The sequence below is a fragment of the Granulibacter bethesdensis genome (genome assembly GCF_001889525.1).
GTDB lineage: Bacteria > Pseudomonadota > Alphaproteobacteria > Acetobacterales > Acetobacteraceae > Granulibacter > Granulibacter bethesdensis_C.
This window is the reverse complement of sequence record NZ_CP018192.1, coordinates 1,287,204-1,305,489: the sequence shown is the minus strand read 5'-3', so window position 1 is coordinate 1,305,489 and position 18,286 is coordinate 1,287,204. Positions and strand designations below refer to the sequence as shown.

Sequence of the window (18,286 nt, the reverse complement as noted above, 5' to 3'; positions counted from 1 at the left end):
TTACCTCTTGGCTTTTCCGGCCTCGATCAGCAGCGAGCGCCTAGCCGCGTCGCAGTTGTCGAGCTGGGGATTGAGGCGGCACATCGAAAGCTGTGCCGCGCGGGCGCCTGGGTCTTCTGACCAGAACGCGGGATCGTTCGGGTTCATGACGCCGAATCCTTTGCGCGCCTGCCGGTGCGCGGCCTCTATCGCGCCGCGCTCCGCGTTGATGCAGTCCGGCGTGTTGCGAAGGTGCCCCGGATCATTGAGGCACCTGAGCTGCATTTGCGCGCGCTCCTGCTGGTGGCCTGCATACCAAGAGACGGTTTTGCCTGTGTCCTTTGGGGGAGTCCCTTGCCCCGCTGCGGGTACGGCCAGGGCGAGGGGCGCGAGAAAAAGGACGAGCGTGAGGGCTTGCACGGTGCAAGACTTTTCCACGTCAGCCCCCGTGCGAACGGATCTGTTGGAGCGCATCGTCTAACTGCTGGCGACGAGCCTCATCGTCCCGCTGTTCGGCGTTCCGCTCCTGCGCCTGCTGCCACATCGCGAGCGATTGAGCCTGCACCTGTTGCGCCTGAAATGCGGCCTGCTCCATGCCGATTCGGGCTTGAATGTCCGCAACGGCCTTCGCGTCGGGCGCGCTCGACAACTGCCCTTCCAGCCCTTGCAGGGTCTGGATGTGGCTTGCGGCCGACTGATACAGCTCCGCCGCCATCGCCTGCGCGCCGGCAACGCTGGTCGCGTTGCGATTCATTTCCTGAGCCCGGAAGTCCTGACCCGCGGGTGAATAGACGCGATTCTGATTGGCATAGGCTTGCACGTTAGCGCCCAGGGCCCCGCTGCCCTGCCCCGTGCCGTTCATGATTGAGCCGACGTCAACCGAATTGGCCAACAGCGGATTGCGAAACTGCGGGACGTTCAGTTGCGATTGAAGCTGGTTAAGCGCGTTCTGCGGCAGGTGTGCAATCGCCTGATACTGCTGCATCATCGTTTGGTATTGCTGCTGCATCACCTGAATTTGCTGGGTGAGCTGCTTAACCTGTTGCACCGCCTGGGCGAGATTGGACGGGTCAATGACTGTCCATTGCGCCATCGCCGGCCCGGAGGCGACGACGAGCGAGATAGCCGCCGCGCCCGCCAGAATGATCTTCCGCACCTTCATGGGTCTTTCCTTTCCTCTAGCTCGAGAACGGCGAACGTCGGCGCAATTGCGGATAAACAACATGGCGGTAGCGCCACTGAAGCCAGCAAAGGCCGATAGCGGCCGCGTTCATCAGAAATGCTTTTGGCGCGGCCGGATCACCCGCGAGCATCCCTTTCAGCATGTCCGGAAGCAGAAGAATCAGCACCAGAAAGAGCACAGCGCCCGCAGAAAGAATGAGACGCGCCAAACCTTCCTGTAAGACCCGGTTTGCGTGACGGGTGATGGCCGTTATTTTTTCTATGTGCTCGAACATGCCGTGCTCCTACTTTGACGATTGGCGAATTTTGTTTCCTGCCCAGGTTCCCACGCCTCGCCCTTGGAAAAGCGCCATACGTATTCGCGGATCAGGTCGCGCAGCACCTGACTTAAAACCCGGTCATTGCTCTTTGCGGCGGCCTCAAATTCGGCCTTCAACTGCGCGTCGATCACAGTTCGGATGACTGTTTTCTCAGAAGTCATGCGATGCCCGGCGATAGCTATTCAGTAGCCGCCATTATGCTCGCCAATGACCTCTATTTCAAGAAAATCCTTTATAATCAATGACTTGTAAATAGATGTATAGGCGGTCTTTACAGCTATTGACGGCGATATTGTTGGAACCCGCTCAACGTGAGCGCGCTGGCGGCGGATGAGGTCTTGCACGCTGCAAGCCCTCCTTCCCTCTTGCCCTCTCAAATTCGCAAACGATGGGCCGCGCCCTCAAGGCGCGGCGCTTCGCGCGCATGTGGAGTTTCTTGGAGAAACTCATGGATCGCTTTTCCAAACCGACCATAACACCATGCCATTTATAGGTTTTTTGGAATGGGCCGGGGAACGTTAGTACGGGGATTGGGGAACGTTGGTACGGGGGTTAGGGAACGTTAGTACGGGGACCGGGAAGCGTTACTACGGCAAATCGGGCGGTGTACGGCACCCGATCCCAGGCAAGATTCAGGGCAACTCGCACCCCGGCGATTCGATCTGACGCATCCGCTTCCGGGGTCACGATGGCGATAGCTGCGGACTAAATCTGTTTTCAACAAACCTCAAATACATCTGCAATAATTTTCAAAAACCCATCAAAAACCCATGCGCCATTCAGGGAAAACTTCAATCAATACAATCAATTGCCATTCGTCCCATCTTTCAAAAACGTATCAACTACTTGATTTTATTATATTTTTTCTGGCAGTTTCCGGCATCTACGGGCAATAATGGACACCTCGACGGATAGTGAAAACGAGGTATTTGACGTGGAGAAAGGGTCGGCAGGGGGGAATAAGACCCTCATCAATCGCAAAAAACTCCATGCGATGATTCCGCTGTGCGAACGCACAATCTTCAACATGGAGCAGCGGGGAGAGTTTCCCCGCCGGATCGCGCTCACCAGCCGAAACGTCGCGTGGGATTTGGCCGAGATCGAGGAATAGATTGAGGCTCGAAAGTCGTCCGGCCTCCAACCTGCGCGCCCCGGAATGGTGGCTTGAGCTGTGGCGATCGATCTACGGGCGGCGTTTGAAAATGAACCGCCTGTGCTGGACTTCATATGGCCCGGTTTTCTTGCGGGCACTGTCGGGGCGCTTGTTGCTCCCGGAGCCACGGGCAAGAGCTTTTGGGCGCTGGAAGCCGCGATGTCCATCGCATGTAGCGTTGCCGGCGGCGACCTTGTGGGCCTTGCCCCTGCACACACCGGCCGCGTGGTGTATCTGGCCGGGGAAGACCCGCCGCCCGCGCTTGTCTGCCGGGTTCACGCGATCGGCCAGCACTTGAACCAACAGGCGCGCGAAGCCGTCGCGGAAAATCTGATTCTTGAGCCGATCATGGGCAAGCGCCCGAACGTAATGGATGATCGGCACCTTGCCCGCATTATCGAGTTCTGCGCCGGAGCGCGGCTGATCGTGCTGGACACCCTGAGTCGCATCCACACGCTCGATGAGAACAGCAACGGCGACATGGCACGGCTTGTCGCCACGCTGGAACACGTCGCGGCGAATACCGGAGCGTCCGTCCTGTATCTGCATCACGTCAGCAAGGGCAGTGCTCGCGAGGGTCAAACCGACCAACAGCAGGCAGCGCGGGGAGCGTCCGCGCTGATCGACAATGCCCGTTGGTGTGGCTTCGTCGCCAGGATGAACGAGGACGAGGCCAGCCGCCTCAGCGATCACGCCTGCGGCCGACAGCCTATCGGCAACGACCGACGCGGCTATTTCGTGCGTTTCGGCGTGTCCAAGCAGAACTATAACGCCGCCCAGCTCGATCGCTGGTACGCGCGGCAGAGCGGCGGAGTGTTGCTGCCCGTCGAGTTGGTGGATGCCGATGCCGCGCGCGAGAAAGGCGTGAGGGCGCGGCGTGAGTACGCATGAACTGACCCACGCCCGACACGATCCGGGTCATTGTCTGGCTCCCGGCCTGTTCCGTAGTTTCAAACGCGGCGAGCGAAAGAAGCTCAAGCTCGATGTGACCTATGCCTTTGGCGATGATTCAATCCGCTTCTGGGGACCGGAGCCGCTAGGCGCTGATGATTTGCGTATCCTGCAAGGGTTGGTGGCAATGGCTGGCCCATCCGGCCTGGTGCTCTCCCCCGAGCCTCGAACTGACGCTGCACGACAGCTTCGACTATCGCTTGAACCCAAGTGGGAGGCCGTCCAGCAAGATGCAATGGTGGTCAAGGGCAGCTTTGGTCAGTTGGTGCGAGAACTTGGCTATACCGACGATGGTGGAAAGCAGTTTAGGACTGTCCGCGCTTCTATTGAACGTCTGTGGGCAGTATCCGTAATTGTTGAACGGAGTGGCAATCGCCAAGGCTTCCGCATTCTGTCGGACTACGCCAGCGACGAGCAGGCCGGCAAGCTGTACGTGGCGTTGAACCCCTTGATTGCCCAAGCCGTCATGGGTGGCAGGCAGCATGTCCGCATCAACATGAATGAGGTCCGGGCACTAAAAAGCGACCCCGCCCGACTGATTCACCAGCGACTATGCGGCTGGATCGACCCCGCCAAGATCGGCCGTGTCGAGCTAGACACTCTATGCGGATATATCTGGCCGGATGCAGCGACTCCGGAGGCCATGAAAAAGCGCCGCCAGACTGCGCGCAAGGCACTCGCTGAGCTTGCTGCAATTGGCTGGATGGTGAGTGAATACGCGAAGGGAAAATGGGAAATCAAGCGGCCGGGAGGCAAAGCGTTTTTATCAAATCGCCTTTAACGCAGAGACAGCGTTTTTATAAAATCACTCACTCGGCCTCGATTTCTTGAGCGCCCATTCGTCAATCATGTCCGCCCAGTCCTGTAGCATCGCCGTGCGCTGTTCGCGGTATTCAGCCTTGTTGTAGACGGCCCTCACGCCCCGCTGCTCGTGTGCAAGGCACTTCTCGATCCAATCGGTGTTGTAGCCAGCCTCATGCAGCAGCGTGCTCGCCGTGCGTCGCAGGTCATGTGGACCGAACTTGGTCAGCGGCTTCCCCTCTTTCTGCGCGAGCCGCCATGTCAGTGTCAGCACTTGATTGAGCGTGGCGCTGCTCATGGGCAAGTCGGAGTCGTAACGGGACGGCAGCACATAGTCCGATCCGCCCGCGAAGGTTTTCAGGGCAATGAAAATATCCAGCGCCTGCCGGGATAGAAACACCAGGTGCGGATTCCGCCGCTTCATCCGCTCCTTCGGAATCGTCCAAAGCGCCTCGCTGAAACTGATCTCACTCCAGGTCGCGTTGGTTAGCTCGCTCTTGCGGACCATTGTGAGCAACAGCAGCTTGGCCGCTGCCCGGACGGATGGCGCTGTGCCGATGCGCTCCATATATCGGTACATCAAAGCGATTTCGTCGGGCGTTAGAGCGCGGTCGCGCGGCTCGAATTTGGCGATGCTGGTCGGCCGCACCAGCTCGGCCGGGTTCTCGACCTTCTGGCCGCGCTCGATGGCCCAGCGATAGACCTGCAACACCACCTCGCGGGCATGTACGGCCGTTGCCGGCGCACCGCGCTCCACGACAGCATCGGTCAATGCGCGCAAGTCCTCGTGGGTGATCTCGACCAGCTTCTGATTGCCGAATTTCGGCTTTAACTCGCGCTCGTACACCGAACGCCGCATGTCGCGGGTGGAATCGGCCATCTGATAGCCACGCAGCCACTTCTCCGCCCAAGCCCCGAACGTCTCCGCGTCCTTGATCCGGGCCTTGTCCCGAGCTTTCTCTTTCGCGGGCGACTTCCCCGCTGCGATCAGCTTTTTGGCCTCGCCCAGCCGTTCGCGAGCTTCCGAGAGGGTGATGCCACCAACGCCATAGCAGCCAAAGGTAACCGTCTCCTGCCTGCCGTGGATCGCATAGTTGTAGCGAAAGGAGATCGACCCGGCAGGCGTGACGGCTACATAGAGGCCGTCACGATCGTTCACCTTATAGAGCTTGTCTTGCGGCTTGAGGTTACGCAGCTTGGTATCGGTCAGCATGGCGTTAGCAGTTCTTCACTTCGAATACCATGCCCGGAACCACCGCACCGATTTACAGAAAATATCTATAAATCAACGCTCTATTCCAATTTGATACCATGCACGAGCCCCACAGGCTGGCATGGTATCAGGCACCAAACATGGCATCATGGCTGTTAGTGCCATGCACTATGCCATAAAAAAGTGGTGCTTGGCGATGCTCAAAATTGCCGGGCCATGCCAGACACAATCGCATAAAGTCCCGTAATTGCTTGGGTTTATGCGCGTTCTGATGCCCCTAGATGCCAGCCAGTGCCTGACGCCGAATCATTCCCACTCAATTGTTCCCGGTGGCTTCGATGTAATATCGTAGGCCACACGATTGATCCCCCGCACCTCATTGACAATACGGTTGGCCACTCTCGCAATGAATTTGATATCGAATGGATAAACATCCGCCGTCATGCCATCAGTGCTGGTGACGGCGCGCAGGGCGCAGGCGAAGTCGTAGGTGCGGCCGTCGCCCATGACGCCCACGGTGCGGACCGGCAGCAGAACCGCGAAAGCCTGCCAGATCTCGTCATAGAGACCGGCATTGCGGATTTCCTCCAGATAGATGGCATCCGCACGGCGCAGGATTTCAAGACGGTCCTTGCTGATCGCTCCGGGAATACGGATGGCAAGACCCGGGCCGGGAAATGGGTGGCGACCGACCATTTCTTTCGGCAGACCAAGTTCCAGACCCAGTGCACGGACCTCGTCCTTGAACAATTCGCGGAGCGGTTCGACCAGTTTCATCCGCATCCGCTCTGGCAGGCCACCGACATTGTGGTGGGATTTGATCGTTACCGAAGGACCGCCGGTAAAGCTGATGCTCTCAATCACGTCCGGGTAAAGTGTACCTTGCGCCAGGAAATCAGCGCCGCCGATCTTGGCGGCTTCTTCCTCGAATACATCAATGAACAGCTTGCCGATTGTCTTGCGCTTTATTTCAGGGTCGCTGACCCCTTCCAGCGCTCCCAGGAACAGATCGGAAGCGTCACGATGCACCAATTTGATGTTAAAACGGTCACGGAACATGGCGTGCACCTGTTCCGCCTCGCCCTGGCGCAACAGGCCATGGTCCACGAAAATACAGGTGAGCTGATCGCCAATCGCCTCATGGATCAGCACCGCCGCCACGGTTGAATCAACGCCGCCGGACAGGCCGCAAATAACGCGCCCTTCACCGACAATCTCCCGGATACGCTTGATTTCAGCAGGACGGAATGCCGCCATGCTCCAGCCGCCGGAGCAGCCGCAAACCGCATGTGTGAAATTACGCAGCAACTGCGTGCCATGCGGGGTGTGGACCACTTCCGGATGGAACTGCACACCGTAAAAACGGCGATCATCATCGGCAATCATCGCGAAAGGCGCGCCCTCGCTGACGGCCACCGCACGGAAACCGCGGGGTAAAGCAGTTACCCGGTCGCCATGACTCATCCAGACCTGCTCACGCGCGCCTTTTTCCCACAGCCCGTCAGTGATCCGACAATTCTCCACAACATCAACATGGGCGCGGCCGAATTCCTGATGGTCATTGCCCTCGACCGAGCCACCAAGCTGCACGCACATCGTCTGCTGGCCGTAGCAGATACCCAGCACAGGGATACCCATCGAGAACACAGCTTCCGGTGCGCGCGGAGATCCTGCCAGCGCCACACTGGATGGCCCCCCTGAAAGGATAATGCCCTGCGGTGCATAGGCACGGATACGCTCGGCATCCGCGGTAAATGGCCAAATTTCGCAATAAACCCCTGATTCACGGACTCTGCGGGCAATAAGCTGAGTGACCTGACTGCCGAAATCGAGAATCAGAACCCGATCAACGATCTGTTCGAGAATGTCGCTCATCAGGCTCTCTCTCCTTCAACGCACCCCTCGAGGATGGGGTAAATGCAGGCCATAGGTGGCCAGTGGGGGCAATGCCGGAAGCCGCGTCGGATCGCAACGGCAAAACAGTGGAAAACTGACATGACAGTGCGACATTCCACTCTGTATGCCGGAGATCAGGTGTCATCCTGGTCTTCTTTTCGTAATGCTCCCGGGCGTAGCAGCATTTCAATTGGTTCCCACAGGAAAGCGTCCTGTTCCAGCGTTACACCCGCCAGAGAGATATGGCCCTGTGCCACAGCAACGCCACCAAGACGGGCATGAAACCAGCGGGCCGGACTATCCCTTAACACCCATGCATAAGCGGAACGGCAGCCAAGCATTCTTAAATGCGATGCCGCAGCACGTATCAGGCGGCGTCCCAATCCACGTTCGCGGTAATCGTCCAAAATGCAGAGCGCACCGATCTCCCCTTCCCCCGGTTCACCGGGTGCGGCTCTTGTCGCCGTGGAGAAGCCGATGACACGTGGCCTTTTTAATATGGAAGATGCTTGCTTCCCGCTTTCCCCAGCAGAAGCAAGCGGAACGTCCTCACCCGATGCACACAGGACGAACACGCCCTGCCCGGCCATGATAGCCGCATCGTAATCGGCTGCCAGTCTGGTCACGGACATCTGGCTGAGATGGTCATTCGGCACAATCCCCGGACAGGCGCTACGCCATACCGCGACATGAACAGCGCCGATTAAAGGCGCATCAGCCGGGCGGGCGCGGCGGATGGCGATCATGCGGGAACCGGTTTCTCAAGCACCGCGGCAAAGAACCCGTCCGTGCCAAAGCTGCGTGGCGTCAGGCTGAGCATATCCCCTGTTAGCGCCGCTGGAGCATCCGGCCAGGCCTGCCGCAGTGGCATCAGCCGGAATTCGGGCCGTCTTGCCAGAAACGCTTCAATCTGCCCGGTGTTTTCCTCTGCCAGCACGGAACAGGTTGCATAGACCAGCCTGCCGCCCGGACGTAGCAAGGTTGAGGCTCGATCAAGGATTTCCGCCTGCTTTGGCACCAGCTCAAGCAGATCGTTCTCGGTCAGCCTCAGCCTCCCATCCGGATTGCGCCGCCATGTGCCGGTTCCGGTACAGGGGGCATCCACCAAAACGCGGTCGAAGCTTCCGGCCCGGCGCTTGACCCATTTATCACCGGCTGTCAGCAGATGGCGCTCAACATTATGCACCTCGGCCCGCCGCAAACGGCGCACCGCTCCCTCCAACCGAGGTTCGGAGGTATCACAAGCCACGATATGGCCGCGATTGAGCATCGTCATCGCCATGGCCAGAGTCTTGCCACCAGCCCCGGCGCAATAATCCACCACGCGCATATCCGGGCCAGCCCCGACCAGTGCCGCGATTAACTGGCTGCCCTCATCCTGAATTTCAATCAGCCCCTGCCGAAATGCAGCACCGGTCGTCACCGGACGGCGGCCATGCACGCGCAGACCCCATGGAGACAGAGTAGTGAACTCCGCCTCGATCCCTTCTGCTCGCAACGCGCTACGGGCGGTATCACGATCCGATTTAAGCAGATTGACCCGTAGATCGAGTGGCGCCTCGCTCTCCATCTCCGCCAGTTCAGCAGCCAGAGCCGGGCCGAAGCGATCTTTGAAACGGGGGAGGATCCAGTCCGGCAGTTCCAGACGTACCGCATCCGGCATCTCCGGATGATCGAGCGTATGCCCCTCCAGACGGTACAGAGCAGCCTGCTCCATCTCTGTCAGCCGTGCAGGCGCATACTGGCCGCCGGAGAACGCTTTTGTCACAGCCTCCAGCGTCCACCCGGTCAGCAACATATGACCGGCCACCAGCAGGCGGGGCGGAGCCTCCGGCAACCACCACCCCATCCGGCGACGGGCACGCAACACCTGCCAGGCCTGAGCAGAGACGGCCCGGCGGTCACTGCCACCGATATAACGCCGGGCACGGAAGAAATCATTGGCGACCGCATCCGCCGGACGGCGGGGAGCGGACTCGATTTCCTCCAGCAATGTGATCGCCGCGGCAAGCCGTGCTGAAGGCGTCACAGGATGCGAGCCGGGTCAGGAGAAGATATGCGCATCAATCGACCCGGTAATTCGGGGCTTCGCGATCGATCGCCACGTCATGGACGTGGCTCTCTCGCAACCCGGCACCGGTAATACGCCGGAAGCGTGCATTACGCTGAAGATCGGTGATGGAAGCGCTACCCGTATAGCCCATCCCGGCCCGCAGACCGCCGGTCATCTGGTGCAGCACCGCAGCCACCGGGCCTTTATAGCCGACCCTGCCCTCGATTCCTTCCGGCACCAGCTTCAACTGATCCTTGATGTCCTGCTGGAAATACCGATCCGCCGAGCCACGTGCCATCGCGCCGAGGCTCCCCATGCCGCGATAGGATTTATAGCTGCGCCCCTGATACAGGAAAACCTCGCCTGGTGCTTCGTCAGTGCCGGCCAGCATGCTGCCGACCATTACGCAATCCGCCCCCGCGCCAATTGCCTTTACGACGTCGCCAGAGGTACGGATACCACCATCGGCAATGGCCGGAACGCCCGCCGCACGGCACACGGCAGCGGTCTCCATAACAGCGGTAAACTGGGGCACACCCACGCCTGCAACGACGCGCGTGGTGCAGATGCTGCCCGGACCGATACCGATCTTGACCGCATCCGCCCCCGCGTCGATCAGCGCCTGGGCACCTTCCGGTGTCGCGACATTGCCCGCGATCACCTGCACATTGCTGCTGATCTTCTTGATCCGTGCGACAGCAGCCAGAACGCCTTCGGAATGGCCATGGGCGGTATCGACCACCACGACATCCACTTCTGCGTCAATCAATGCCTGAGCACGACGGAAACCATCCTCACCAACACCTGTGGCGGCCGCGACCCGCAAACGGCCCAGCGCATCCTTATTGGCGAGCGGAAAGGCCTGCGCCTTGTCCATATCCTTCACGGTGATCAAGCCGACACAGCAATAATTCTCATCGACCACCAGCAGTTTTTCGATCCGGTGGCGATGCAGCAGTGTACGTGCTTCCTCGAGATTGGTGCCGGGAGAAACCGTCACCAGATTTTCCCGCGTCATCAGCTCATACACTCGTACTGAAGGATCAGTGGCGAAGCGCACGTCACGATTGGTCAGAATACCCACCAGACGGCCTGATTCGCGCTCCACCACCGGCACGCCGCTGATATGGTTGCTGCTCATCAAAGCGCGGGCATCGGCCAGCGTCTGGTCCGGATGGATGGTGAGCGGATTTACCACCATACCGCTTTCATATTTCTTGACCCGACGCACCTGCTGCGCCTGCTCCTCGATAGTCAGATTCTTATGGATGACCCCAATGCCGCCATGCTGTGCCATGGCGATCGCCATATTCGCTTCCGTCACCGTATCCATCGCCGAGGATACCAGCGGAATATTGAGGGAAATCTTCCGCGTCAGGCGCGTGGTGGTCACCACGCTGGAAGGCAAAATCTGTGAATAGGATGGAATGACGAGCACATCGTCAAATGCCAGGGCTTCCTCGATCCGGGACACCGGAGAGACAGCAGCCTGAGGGCTGGAGTTGCGATCAGAAACGTCATCGGAAGCCATGGCCTGGACCTTTCATCCTGTCGGACGGGCGGGTGCGCCTTGGCGCGCTCCCTTAACGCCCCTGCCCGTATCTGGGCAAGCCATTCCGTATTCTGCCTGCCCCGCGTCTGAGGCACGGCGGGGGGCCTGCACGCATCAGTCCTGCAACCCGTTGGGACGAAATCCTTTTGCGACCACGTACAGCTCGCTGCTTTCCTTCCGGCTGGAAGCGGGCTTGGCATGACGCACGGAGGCGAATCGTTGCTTCATGGGTTTGAGCAACTGTTCCTCCGATCCCCCCTGGAACACTTTCGCCACAAAGGCACCGCCTGGGGCCAGAGCATCGAAAGCGAAATGCAGCGCCAGTTCGGTCAACGCGATGATACGTATATGATCGGTGGCCGCATGGCCGGTTGTGTTGGGGGCCATGTCGGACATCACCAGATCGGCCTTGCCACCCATCAGGGAGGAAAGTCGCGCCGGCATGTCATCATCGTTGAAATCGCCCTGGATCAGCGTCGCGCCTGGCACCGGATCGACTGGTAGAAGATCCACGCCGACCACCACGGCAGCACCGCGCTTCATGGCTACCTGCGTCCAGCCACCCGGTGCCGCGCCCAGATCAATCACCCGGCTGCCCTTGCTGATCAGTCCGAATTTGTCATCCAGCTCGATCAGCTTGAAAGCTGCACGTGAACGCCAGCCCTGCGCCTTGGCTGCTGCTACATACGGATCATTCAACTGTCTGGTCAGCCACCGTTGGGAGGCCACGCTACGCTTGCGGGCCGTTTTCAGCATCACAACCTTGCCGCGCGGTCCCGTAGGAGGCTGCGTTTTTCCACCGCTCATTATCTGTTCCGTCTTAAACCGGCTTCGTTAATGTCGATATGCCAGAAGCCGGCACTTCCAATCCAGAGCCTGCCGGGCCAGAGCGTGAAGAAGACAATGCGGGATTCCGCTTTCTTCTGCCGCGTCTGCCGCCATGACCGGCCTCATGCATCATCCTCAGCAGCATTCCTTCCCGCAGCCCCCGATCCGCAACAATGACAGAAGCCGTCGGCCAAAGCGACCGGATCGCCTGAAAGATCGCACAACCAGGCAGCACGAAATCAGCACGTTGAGGGCCGATACAAGGGTGTTTGCGCAATCCCTCCCCCTGCGGCTCCGCCCCACCAAGCGCCCGCAGAATTTGCACTGCCTGATCCGCCTGCGTCAGGCTCATTACCGCTCCGTCAACCATGCATCGACGATACCTGTTCAGGTCAAAACAGATACTCGCCATCGTAGTTGCCGTGCCGGAAGTACCCAGCAAGGCAACCCCACCGTGAAGGATTTCAGGATGAATCCTGTGGATATCCTCGAACGTATCCAGACGCTGCCGGACATCCTGCACCATTTCCTCAAAAGCGCCGGCGCTGAACCTGGCATCCCCATATTGTTCGGCCAGACGCACGACGCCAACAGGCAGGGAAATAGTTCCAACCAGAACCGGGCAATTGCCATCAATCCGTACCCAGGCAAGCTCCGTAGAGCCTCCGCCAATATCGAACAGCAGGATCCGCCGTGCCTCAGTACGCCGAAGCAAGGGGATGCAGCTTTCCAGGGCCAGTTCGATTTCCTCGCGCGTGGAGATCACATCAAAGTCGAGGCCGGTCTCCGCCTGTACGCGGCTAAGGAAATCCCTGCCATTAACGGCATGGCGGCAAGCTTCCGTGGCAACAGCGCGCACACCGGACAAAGTTCTGCGTTGCATCCTGGCGACGCAAACCCTTAAGGCCGACAGGGTGCGCTCCATCGCCCTCGGGCTGAGCCTGCCTGTAGTCTGCAACCCTTCCCCCAGCCGGACGATACGGCTGAAACTGTCCAGCACACGGAAACTGCCACCGGCCGGAGTGCCGATCAGCAAACGGCAATTATTGGTTCCCAGATCGAGCGCAGCATAGGCAGAAGCCCCCGCTTGTCGATGAGACCCGGCACCTGGCAAATTCAAGGAGGTGGGTGAATAAGGGTTAACCATCGGTGGAGTATAAACCGTTTACGCCCCGATGTATTTTTTTCCTTTCGCCTTTTCAGATGCTCCCAATGCCGCATTCCGGGCATGGGATACCTACGGGCGCAAGGGAGAGGTTAAAATCAGCTGTGTGAAACGGAAATATACAAAAGCGTGACGGCAGGGACTTGCCCTGCCGTAAAACCGATGCTAATAGCCCGCCACCAGCCGCTGGGGGATAGTTTAGCGGTAGAACTACCGGCTCTGACCCGGTCAGCCCTGGTTCGAATCCAGGTCCCCCAGCCAATATTTCATAGTCTGATCTTTAGATAAGAACAGGCTGGCTTGCTTAATCTGGTTTTCTATCCGCTGGTTTCAGGTGCCCGTTTATTGCGAGGCACGGCCTGTGCAAACCTGCTCAACTTCCGGCCGTTTTGACGGACCCCACATTTCTTTTTCCCGGCATCCGCCCTGCTGACGCAGCCCATTCACCGTCGCTGAGACAGGCTCAATATTGCTTTGGGCCGCATATCCCGTCCGGCTCATGGCTGCTGCTCCGGTCGCATGGGACGCAGCGGGCAGGCCGAACAGCGCAGCACCACCAATGGCGCAGATCGCAGCAAGGCGTTGAATATTCATGACCTTGTTCATGGCTTAACTCCTCGTGTTTGTTTTGTTGTTATGAACAAAGACCTATCCCTTTTGTTGCTGATTAAAAGAGGGTTTTTCTTAAAATCGGTATTAAGATCATGGCCATTTATCCAGCACATAGCACCCCCGATATCTGATTATGGCTGGTCGGGCGGGCGCTATTGAGGCTACCGTGCAAGAAAAGAGTTTCATGACCGATACCGGTTCAGGGAGCGGTATCACAACTTACTGAAATACTTAAAAAATACGGAGACGTCCCCATGATTGCCACCACAGGACCAGACGAGGTTAAAACATTTCACGGCGCGTGCCCGCATGACTGTCCCGATACCTGTGCAATGCTGTTCGACGTCAGGGACGGACAATTGCAGTCTGTGCGAGGCAACCCTGATCATCCAATGACCAGAGGCGGACTCTGCGTCAAAGTGAAAGATTACGAGAAAAGGCATACCCACCCTGACCGTGTGCTGTATCCGATGCGCCGTATTGGACCGAAAGGGTCAGGGCAGTTCGCAAGGATCAGCTGGGATGAGGCACTGGACGAGATCGTCTCCCGCTGGCAGGCAATCATTAACGAATACGGGCCTCAGGCAATCATGCCCTACAGCTATCTTGGGCATCAGGGGCTTTTGCAGGGCCTGAATGGCGGGGATGCCTTTTTCAATCGCCTTGGTGCCACGGTCTGCGAGCGGACCTTTTGTGGTGAAGGATCATCGACTGCATGGCTCATGACGGTTGGGCCAACAGCAGGTGTCGATCCGGAAAGCTATATTCATTCAAAATATATCGTCATCTGGGCCTGTAACAGCATCAGCACCAATCTTCATCACTGGGCAATCATCCGTGATGCGCAGAAAAACGGCGCCACGGTTGTCGTGATCGACTCCTATGCCTCCCGCACTGCCAAAAGCGCGGACTGGCATATCGCTCCCCGCCCCGGCACTGATGGCGCGCTGGCCATGGCCCTGATCAACACACTGATCGAACAGGATCTGGTGGATCATGACTATGTCGCCAACCATACGGTCGGATTCGACGAACTGAAAGCACGTGCTGCCGACCGTACCCCGGAATGGGCGGAAACCATTACCGGCGTTTCCGCTGACGATATCCGTAAGCTCGCCCGCAGCCTGGCGACAGAGCAACCAGCCGCCATTCGCATCGGTGTAGCGCTGGAACGTCATTATGGTGGCGGCCAGGCCGTGCGTGCCATTGCCTGCATTCCGGCTCTGACCGGCGCATGGCGGCATGTCGGCGGTGGAATGACGCAATTCGCAGTATGGGAGCATCCTTATAAATTCGATGTCATCTGCAGGCCTGATCTGATCCCGCAAGGAACACGCGTGGTCAGTGCACTGGAACTCGGCAAGGCGTTAACTGGTGAGATACCGCTCGATCCGCCGATCATGTCAATGATGTGTTGGAATGCTAATCCAGTCACCCAGGCACCTGAGACAGAGAAAATCGTGCAGGGTCTGCAGAGGGAGGATCTGTTTCTGGTATCGGCAGAGCATTTCATCTCCGACACCGCCTCCTATGCCGATATTCTTCTACCTGCCGCGATGGGGGCAGAAATGGAGGATATCATCCTTTCCTGGGGGCATCTGTATCTTACCTACACGACCAGATGTGCTGATGCACCTGGTGAAACCCTGCCGAATAACGAAATCTTTCGCCGTCTGGCAGGAAAATTCGGTTTTAAGGATGCCAATTTCCTGTGGTCTGATGAAGAATGTCTGCAAAATTTCGTCGACTGGTCATCACCCGCCTGCGAAGGAATTGATCTGGCCTATCTGAAGCAGCATGGCTATGCACGGCTGAATGTCGGCACGGCTGATAACAGGGCGCCGCATAAAGACGGGAACTTCCCGACTGCAACCGGAAAATGCCATTTCATGCTCGACGAAGCGCGCAATTTTGTGCCCGCCCCGTTCCGTCAGATGTACGAAGCGTTCCAGCCGAACGAAGCGGTCGACCCTCTGCCAGACTATCTCGGCGCACGGGAAAATCCTCTGGCTGCAACTGAGTTGGCAAAAAAATACCCGCTTTCGATTGTTTCACCGAAAAGCCACGGTTTTCTCAATTCCTGCTATGCCAACATGGAACAGAAAATCCGTGGCCAAGGGGAGCAGTTCGTGTTGATCAATGTCTCCGATGCGCAGGCACGTGGCATCGAGGATGGTGATCACGTCAAGGTCATGAATGACCGGGGTGCCTTCCGCGCCATGGCCCGTATCACCAGCGACGTCAATCCCGGCATTGTCATTACAACGCTGGGATATTGGCGGCAATTGAATGATGGAACCGTAAACAGTATCAGCAGTGCTGCCTTCTCCGATCTTGGCCACGCGCCCAGCTTCTCCGACAATCTTGTGGATGTGATGCGCACGAATTGAGGTGTCGGGCAGGCTCGTGGTCAACTCACGAGTCTGCCTGCATATTGTTGTTGGGCCAGCAGTAGTGGATTGAGAAATACGAAGTTCCAAGGGAGGGTTGGACTATCAGTCCATTCATCTTGCTTTAACGCATCGATTTGAACCTTCCTCAACATTTTGCTCATCGTTGCGGAATGTTCGTTGCTAACGCTATACCTGCTTTGAAATAAAAATAATCGGTGGCAGCGTAAAATGACGGTCGATCTCTATACGGTTTGCTGGAACGAAGCAGATATGCTTGGATTTTTCTTCAGGCATTTTGATTCCTGGGTCGATCGTTACGTTATTTACGATGATGGCTCGACCGATGGATCGCTGGAGATTTTGGAAGCCCATCCCAAGGTCGAGTTGAGGCGTTTCGAAAGGGTTCATACCGACTCTTTCGTACTGTCCCACAAGGCAATGCATGAAAACGCCTGGAAAGAAAGCCGGGGCAAGGCAGACTGGGTCGTCATCACCGCCATTGATGAACATCTATGGGTCAAGGACCAACCCATGAGGCGGTATCTTCAGGCACGTATGGCTGAAGGCGTTACCTGTATTCCCGCCCTTGGTTTCGACATGAACAGCGAAAACTTTCCATCGGATGATGGGCTGCTGGTCGGTAAAGTCACATCGGGGCGTGCCAGGCGGTTTTTCAACAAGCTGGGCATTTTCAATCCCGATGCCATTATGGAAACCGGCTTTGCGGAAGGTCGCCATTCGGCTCAGCCACAGGGCAATATTCGCCTTCCCGCGCGTGACGAACTGATGCTGTGGCATTTCAAGCATCTTGGCTATGACAGAAATGCTGAAAGACAGGAAGCACAAGGCGCCCGTCTTGGCTCCGTCGATGTGCAGAATGACTGGGGGCATCGCTATCGCTGGAACGAAGAAAAACGGCGCAAGGAATGGGACTATATGGTTGCAACCTCGGACGATCTGTCCGGGCCGGATTTCGTGGCGGCGCGCTCCGGTGAGCGCCCTTTATGGTGGGAGGGGTTGGGACGGATTTCAGTTCCGACAGTGCATGCAAGGCCACAGACAGCGCCGCGTGTTTCAGTGGTCATCAAAAGCTATAATCATGAACAGTATGTGGCCCAATCCCTGCAAAGCGTATTCGATCAGAGCTTTCAGGATTTTGAAATCATCCTGACTGACGATGCATCAAGCGACGGTACCCTGTCGGCAATTCGTCAGTTTTCAGACACTCGCTTGGATGTCGAAGCACTTACGAGGAATGTCGACATTTCCTCCGCGATGAATCACTGCCTGAAAAGGGCGCGGGGCGAGTATATCGCCATTCTCAATTCCGATGACTGGGCCCTGCCGGAGCGGCTCGCACGGCAGGTGGCATTTCTTGACCAGAATGCTCATATCTCCGCCGTTTTCGGTTTGCCTCGTACAGTCGATGAGCATGGACAGAAAACCGAAAGTTTTCTGGATTTTGCAGCGCCCATGCAAATGCCGGATTTTTCTTCCACCAGCTGGCTCCGGCGTTTCGCATTGCATGGAAACTGTCTGTGCGCCCCAACTGCAATGATCCGGCGCAGCGTGTTTGGGACGCTTGGTTACTATGATCCCCGACTGACCAATTTGCAGGATTTCGATATGTGGACCCGCATGCTGGTCAGCGGACACGATATCGCTTTCCTGAATGAAGAACTGACAGCCTTCAGGATACGGGAGGGTGCGCGTAATATGAGCGCACCCAGCCGAAGCACAATATTACGCACGGAATGGGAAACACCCCTCGTTCTGCGTCATCTCAAAACACTCAACCGGTCCTGGCAGAGGCAGATTTTCCGGGCCACGCTGGGCATTGATCACGGGCCTGATCATCGGGGCTTGCTGGCCGATTTCGTTGATATGGCGGTCAGATCTCAGAATGCAGGGCGTCGCCTCTTTGCCATCGAAATGGCCCATGCATGTGTGCAGACACAGGACGGTTACGAAGTTCTGAAATGGCTGACTGGTGAAGTCGATGTCTTCCGCTATTTTGCGACTGAAAATTCCCCGCCCGTATCAACAGCCTCTTCACAGGAGAAGCTGGACTTACTCGAAGAGCAGCTACGTGCGCTGACCCGGCAGCATCAGGCTATGCTTGATTCCACAATATGGCGTTACACAGCGCCGCTGCGTCATTTGCTACATAGGCTGCGGCGATAAATCT

17 protein-coding genes and 1 tRNA gene are annotated in these 18,286 nt (G+C 57.7%); 6 read left to right on the top strand and 12 right to left on the bottom strand.

Translation table 11 applies throughout. The features are described from left to right. Genes GbCGDNIH6_RS05980 through GbCGDNIH6_RS05965 form a run of 4 tightly spaced genes read right to left on the bottom strand, consistent with a single transcriptional unit; the run spans position 1 to position 1,642 of the window. Positions 1-453 (bottom strand): EexN family lipoprotein, encoded by a 453-nt coding sequence (locus GbCGDNIH6_RS05980; RefSeq protein ID WP_232450004.1) that lies wholly within the window; start codon positions 451-453, stop codon positions 1-3. Continuing rightward, on the bottom strand, positions 419-1,141 hold the full coding sequence (locus tag GbCGDNIH6_RS05975) for a type IV secretion system protein (RefSeq protein WP_072563201.1): 723 nt from the start codon (positions 1,139-1,141) through the stop codon (positions 419-421). The genes GbCGDNIH6_RS05980 and GbCGDNIH6_RS05975 overlap by 35 nt, the downstream gene beginning before the upstream one ends. Positions 1,142-1,157: 16 nt before the next feature. After that, positions 1,158-1,436 (bottom strand): hypothetical protein, encoded by a 279-nt coding sequence (locus tag GbCGDNIH6_RS12360; RefSeq protein ID WP_157692335.1) that lies wholly within the window; start codon positions 1,434-1,436, stop codon positions 1,158-1,160. Continuing rightward, entirely contained in the window at positions 1,421-1,642 is a 222-nt protein-coding gene (locus GbCGDNIH6_RS05965; protein ID WP_072563199.1) for a hypothetical protein, read from the bottom strand. Before GbCGDNIH6_RS05965 ends, GbCGDNIH6_RS12360 begins: the two co-directional genes overlap by 16 nt. A 734-nt stretch (positions 1,643-2,376) precedes the next feature. Between GbCGDNIH6_RS05965 and GbCGDNIH6_RS05960 the strand changes: the two genes are divergently transcribed. The 3 genes from GbCGDNIH6_RS05960 to repC are packed head-to-tail and all read left to right on the top strand — an operon-like array spanning position 2,377 to position 4,366. Continuing rightward, positions 2,377-2,592 (top strand): helix-turn-helix transcriptional regulator, encoded by a 216-nt coding sequence (locus GbCGDNIH6_RS05960; RefSeq protein ID WP_475690058.1) that lies wholly within the window; start codon positions 2,377-2,379, stop codon positions 2,590-2,592. 60 nt (positions 2,593-2,652) lie between these two features. Next, entirely contained in the window at positions 2,653-3,525 is an 873-nt protein-coding gene (locus tag GbCGDNIH6_RS05955) for a helicase RepA family protein (protein WP_072563198.1), read from the top strand. Next, entirely contained in the window at positions 3,512-4,366 is an 855-nt protein-coding gene (gene repC / locus GbCGDNIH6_RS05950; RefSeq protein WP_072563197.1) for a replication protein C, IncQ-type, read from the top strand. Before GbCGDNIH6_RS05955 ends, repC begins: the two co-directional genes overlap by 14 nt. A 24-nt stretch (positions 4,367-4,390) precedes the next feature. Here repC and GbCGDNIH6_RS05945 read toward each other — a convergent pair whose 3' ends face one another. The 7 genes from GbCGDNIH6_RS05945 to GbCGDNIH6_RS05915 all read right to left on the bottom strand — a co-directional run bounded on the left by GbCGDNIH6_RS05945 (position 4,391) and on the right by GbCGDNIH6_RS05915 (position 13,048). After that, positions 4,391-5,599: a tyrosine-type recombinase/integrase gene (locus GbCGDNIH6_RS05945; RefSeq protein ID WP_072563196.1), complete on the bottom strand. Its 1,209-nt coding sequence runs from the start codon at positions 5,597-5,599 to the stop codon at positions 4,391-4,393. 306 nt (positions 5,600-5,905) lie between these two features. Further along, positions 5,906-7,474, bottom strand: a complete 1,569-nt coding sequence (gene guaA / locus GbCGDNIH6_RS05940) for a glutamine-hydrolyzing GMP synthase (RefSeq protein ID WP_072563195.1) — start codon at positions 7,472-7,474, stop codon at positions 5,906-5,908. 155 nt (positions 7,475-7,629) lie between these two features. After that, on the bottom strand, positions 7,630-8,241 hold the full coding sequence (locus GbCGDNIH6_RS05935; protein WP_072563194.1) for a GNAT family N-acetyltransferase: 612 nt from the start codon (positions 8,239-8,241) through the stop codon (positions 7,630-7,632). After that, on the bottom strand, positions 8,238-9,524 hold the full coding sequence (locus GbCGDNIH6_RS05930) for an RsmB/NOP family class I SAM-dependent RNA methyltransferase (RefSeq protein ID WP_072563193.1): 1,287 nt from the start codon (positions 9,522-9,524) through the stop codon (positions 8,238-8,240). The genes GbCGDNIH6_RS05935 and GbCGDNIH6_RS05930 overlap by 4 nt, the downstream gene beginning before the upstream one ends. A 34-nt stretch (positions 9,525-9,558) precedes the next feature. After that, positions 9,559-11,079, bottom strand: coding sequence for an IMP dehydrogenase (guaB, locus tag GbCGDNIH6_RS05925; protein ID WP_072563192.1), 1,521 nt, complete (start codon positions 11,077-11,079; stop codon positions 9,559-9,561). A gap of 135 nt (positions 11,080-11,214) precedes the next feature. After that, complete coding sequence (locus GbCGDNIH6_RS05920; protein ID WP_072563191.1) at positions 11,215-11,907, bottom strand: RlmE family RNA methyltransferase; 693 nt, start codon at positions 11,905-11,907, stop codon at positions 11,215-11,217. A gap of 13 nt (positions 11,908-11,920) precedes the next feature. Continuing rightward, positions 11,921-13,048, bottom strand: coding sequence for a Ppx/GppA phosphatase family protein (locus GbCGDNIH6_RS05915; RefSeq protein ID WP_232450003.1), 1,128 nt, complete (start codon positions 13,046-13,048; stop codon positions 11,921-11,923). 232 nt (positions 13,049-13,280) lie between these two features. Between GbCGDNIH6_RS05915 and GbCGDNIH6_RS05910 the strand changes: the two genes are divergently transcribed. Then, a tRNA-Gln gene (locus GbCGDNIH6_RS05910) sits at positions 13,281-13,354 on the top strand. Positions 13,355-13,435: 81 nt separating this feature from the next. Here the strand turns inward: GbCGDNIH6_RS05910 and GbCGDNIH6_RS05905 are convergent. Beyond that, positions 13,436-13,699 (bottom strand): hypothetical protein, encoded by a 264-nt coding sequence (locus GbCGDNIH6_RS05905; protein ID WP_072563189.1) that lies wholly within the window; start codon positions 13,697-13,699, stop codon positions 13,436-13,438. Between the two features lie 260 nt (positions 13,700-13,959). Here GbCGDNIH6_RS05905 and GbCGDNIH6_RS05900 point away from each other — a divergent pair, with 260 nt between their 5' ends. Further along, a complete protein-coding gene (locus GbCGDNIH6_RS05900) occupies positions 13,960-16,095 on the top strand; it encodes a molybdopterin-containing oxidoreductase family protein (protein ID WP_072563188.1) in 2,136 nt (711 codons plus the stop codon). A 231-nt stretch (positions 16,096-16,326) separates the two neighbouring features. Continuing rightward, entirely contained in the window at positions 16,327-18,282 is a 1,956-nt protein-coding gene (locus GbCGDNIH6_RS05895; RefSeq protein ID WP_072563187.1) for a glycosyltransferase family 2 protein, read from the top strand. Positions 18,283-18,286 lie beyond the last annotated feature (4 nt).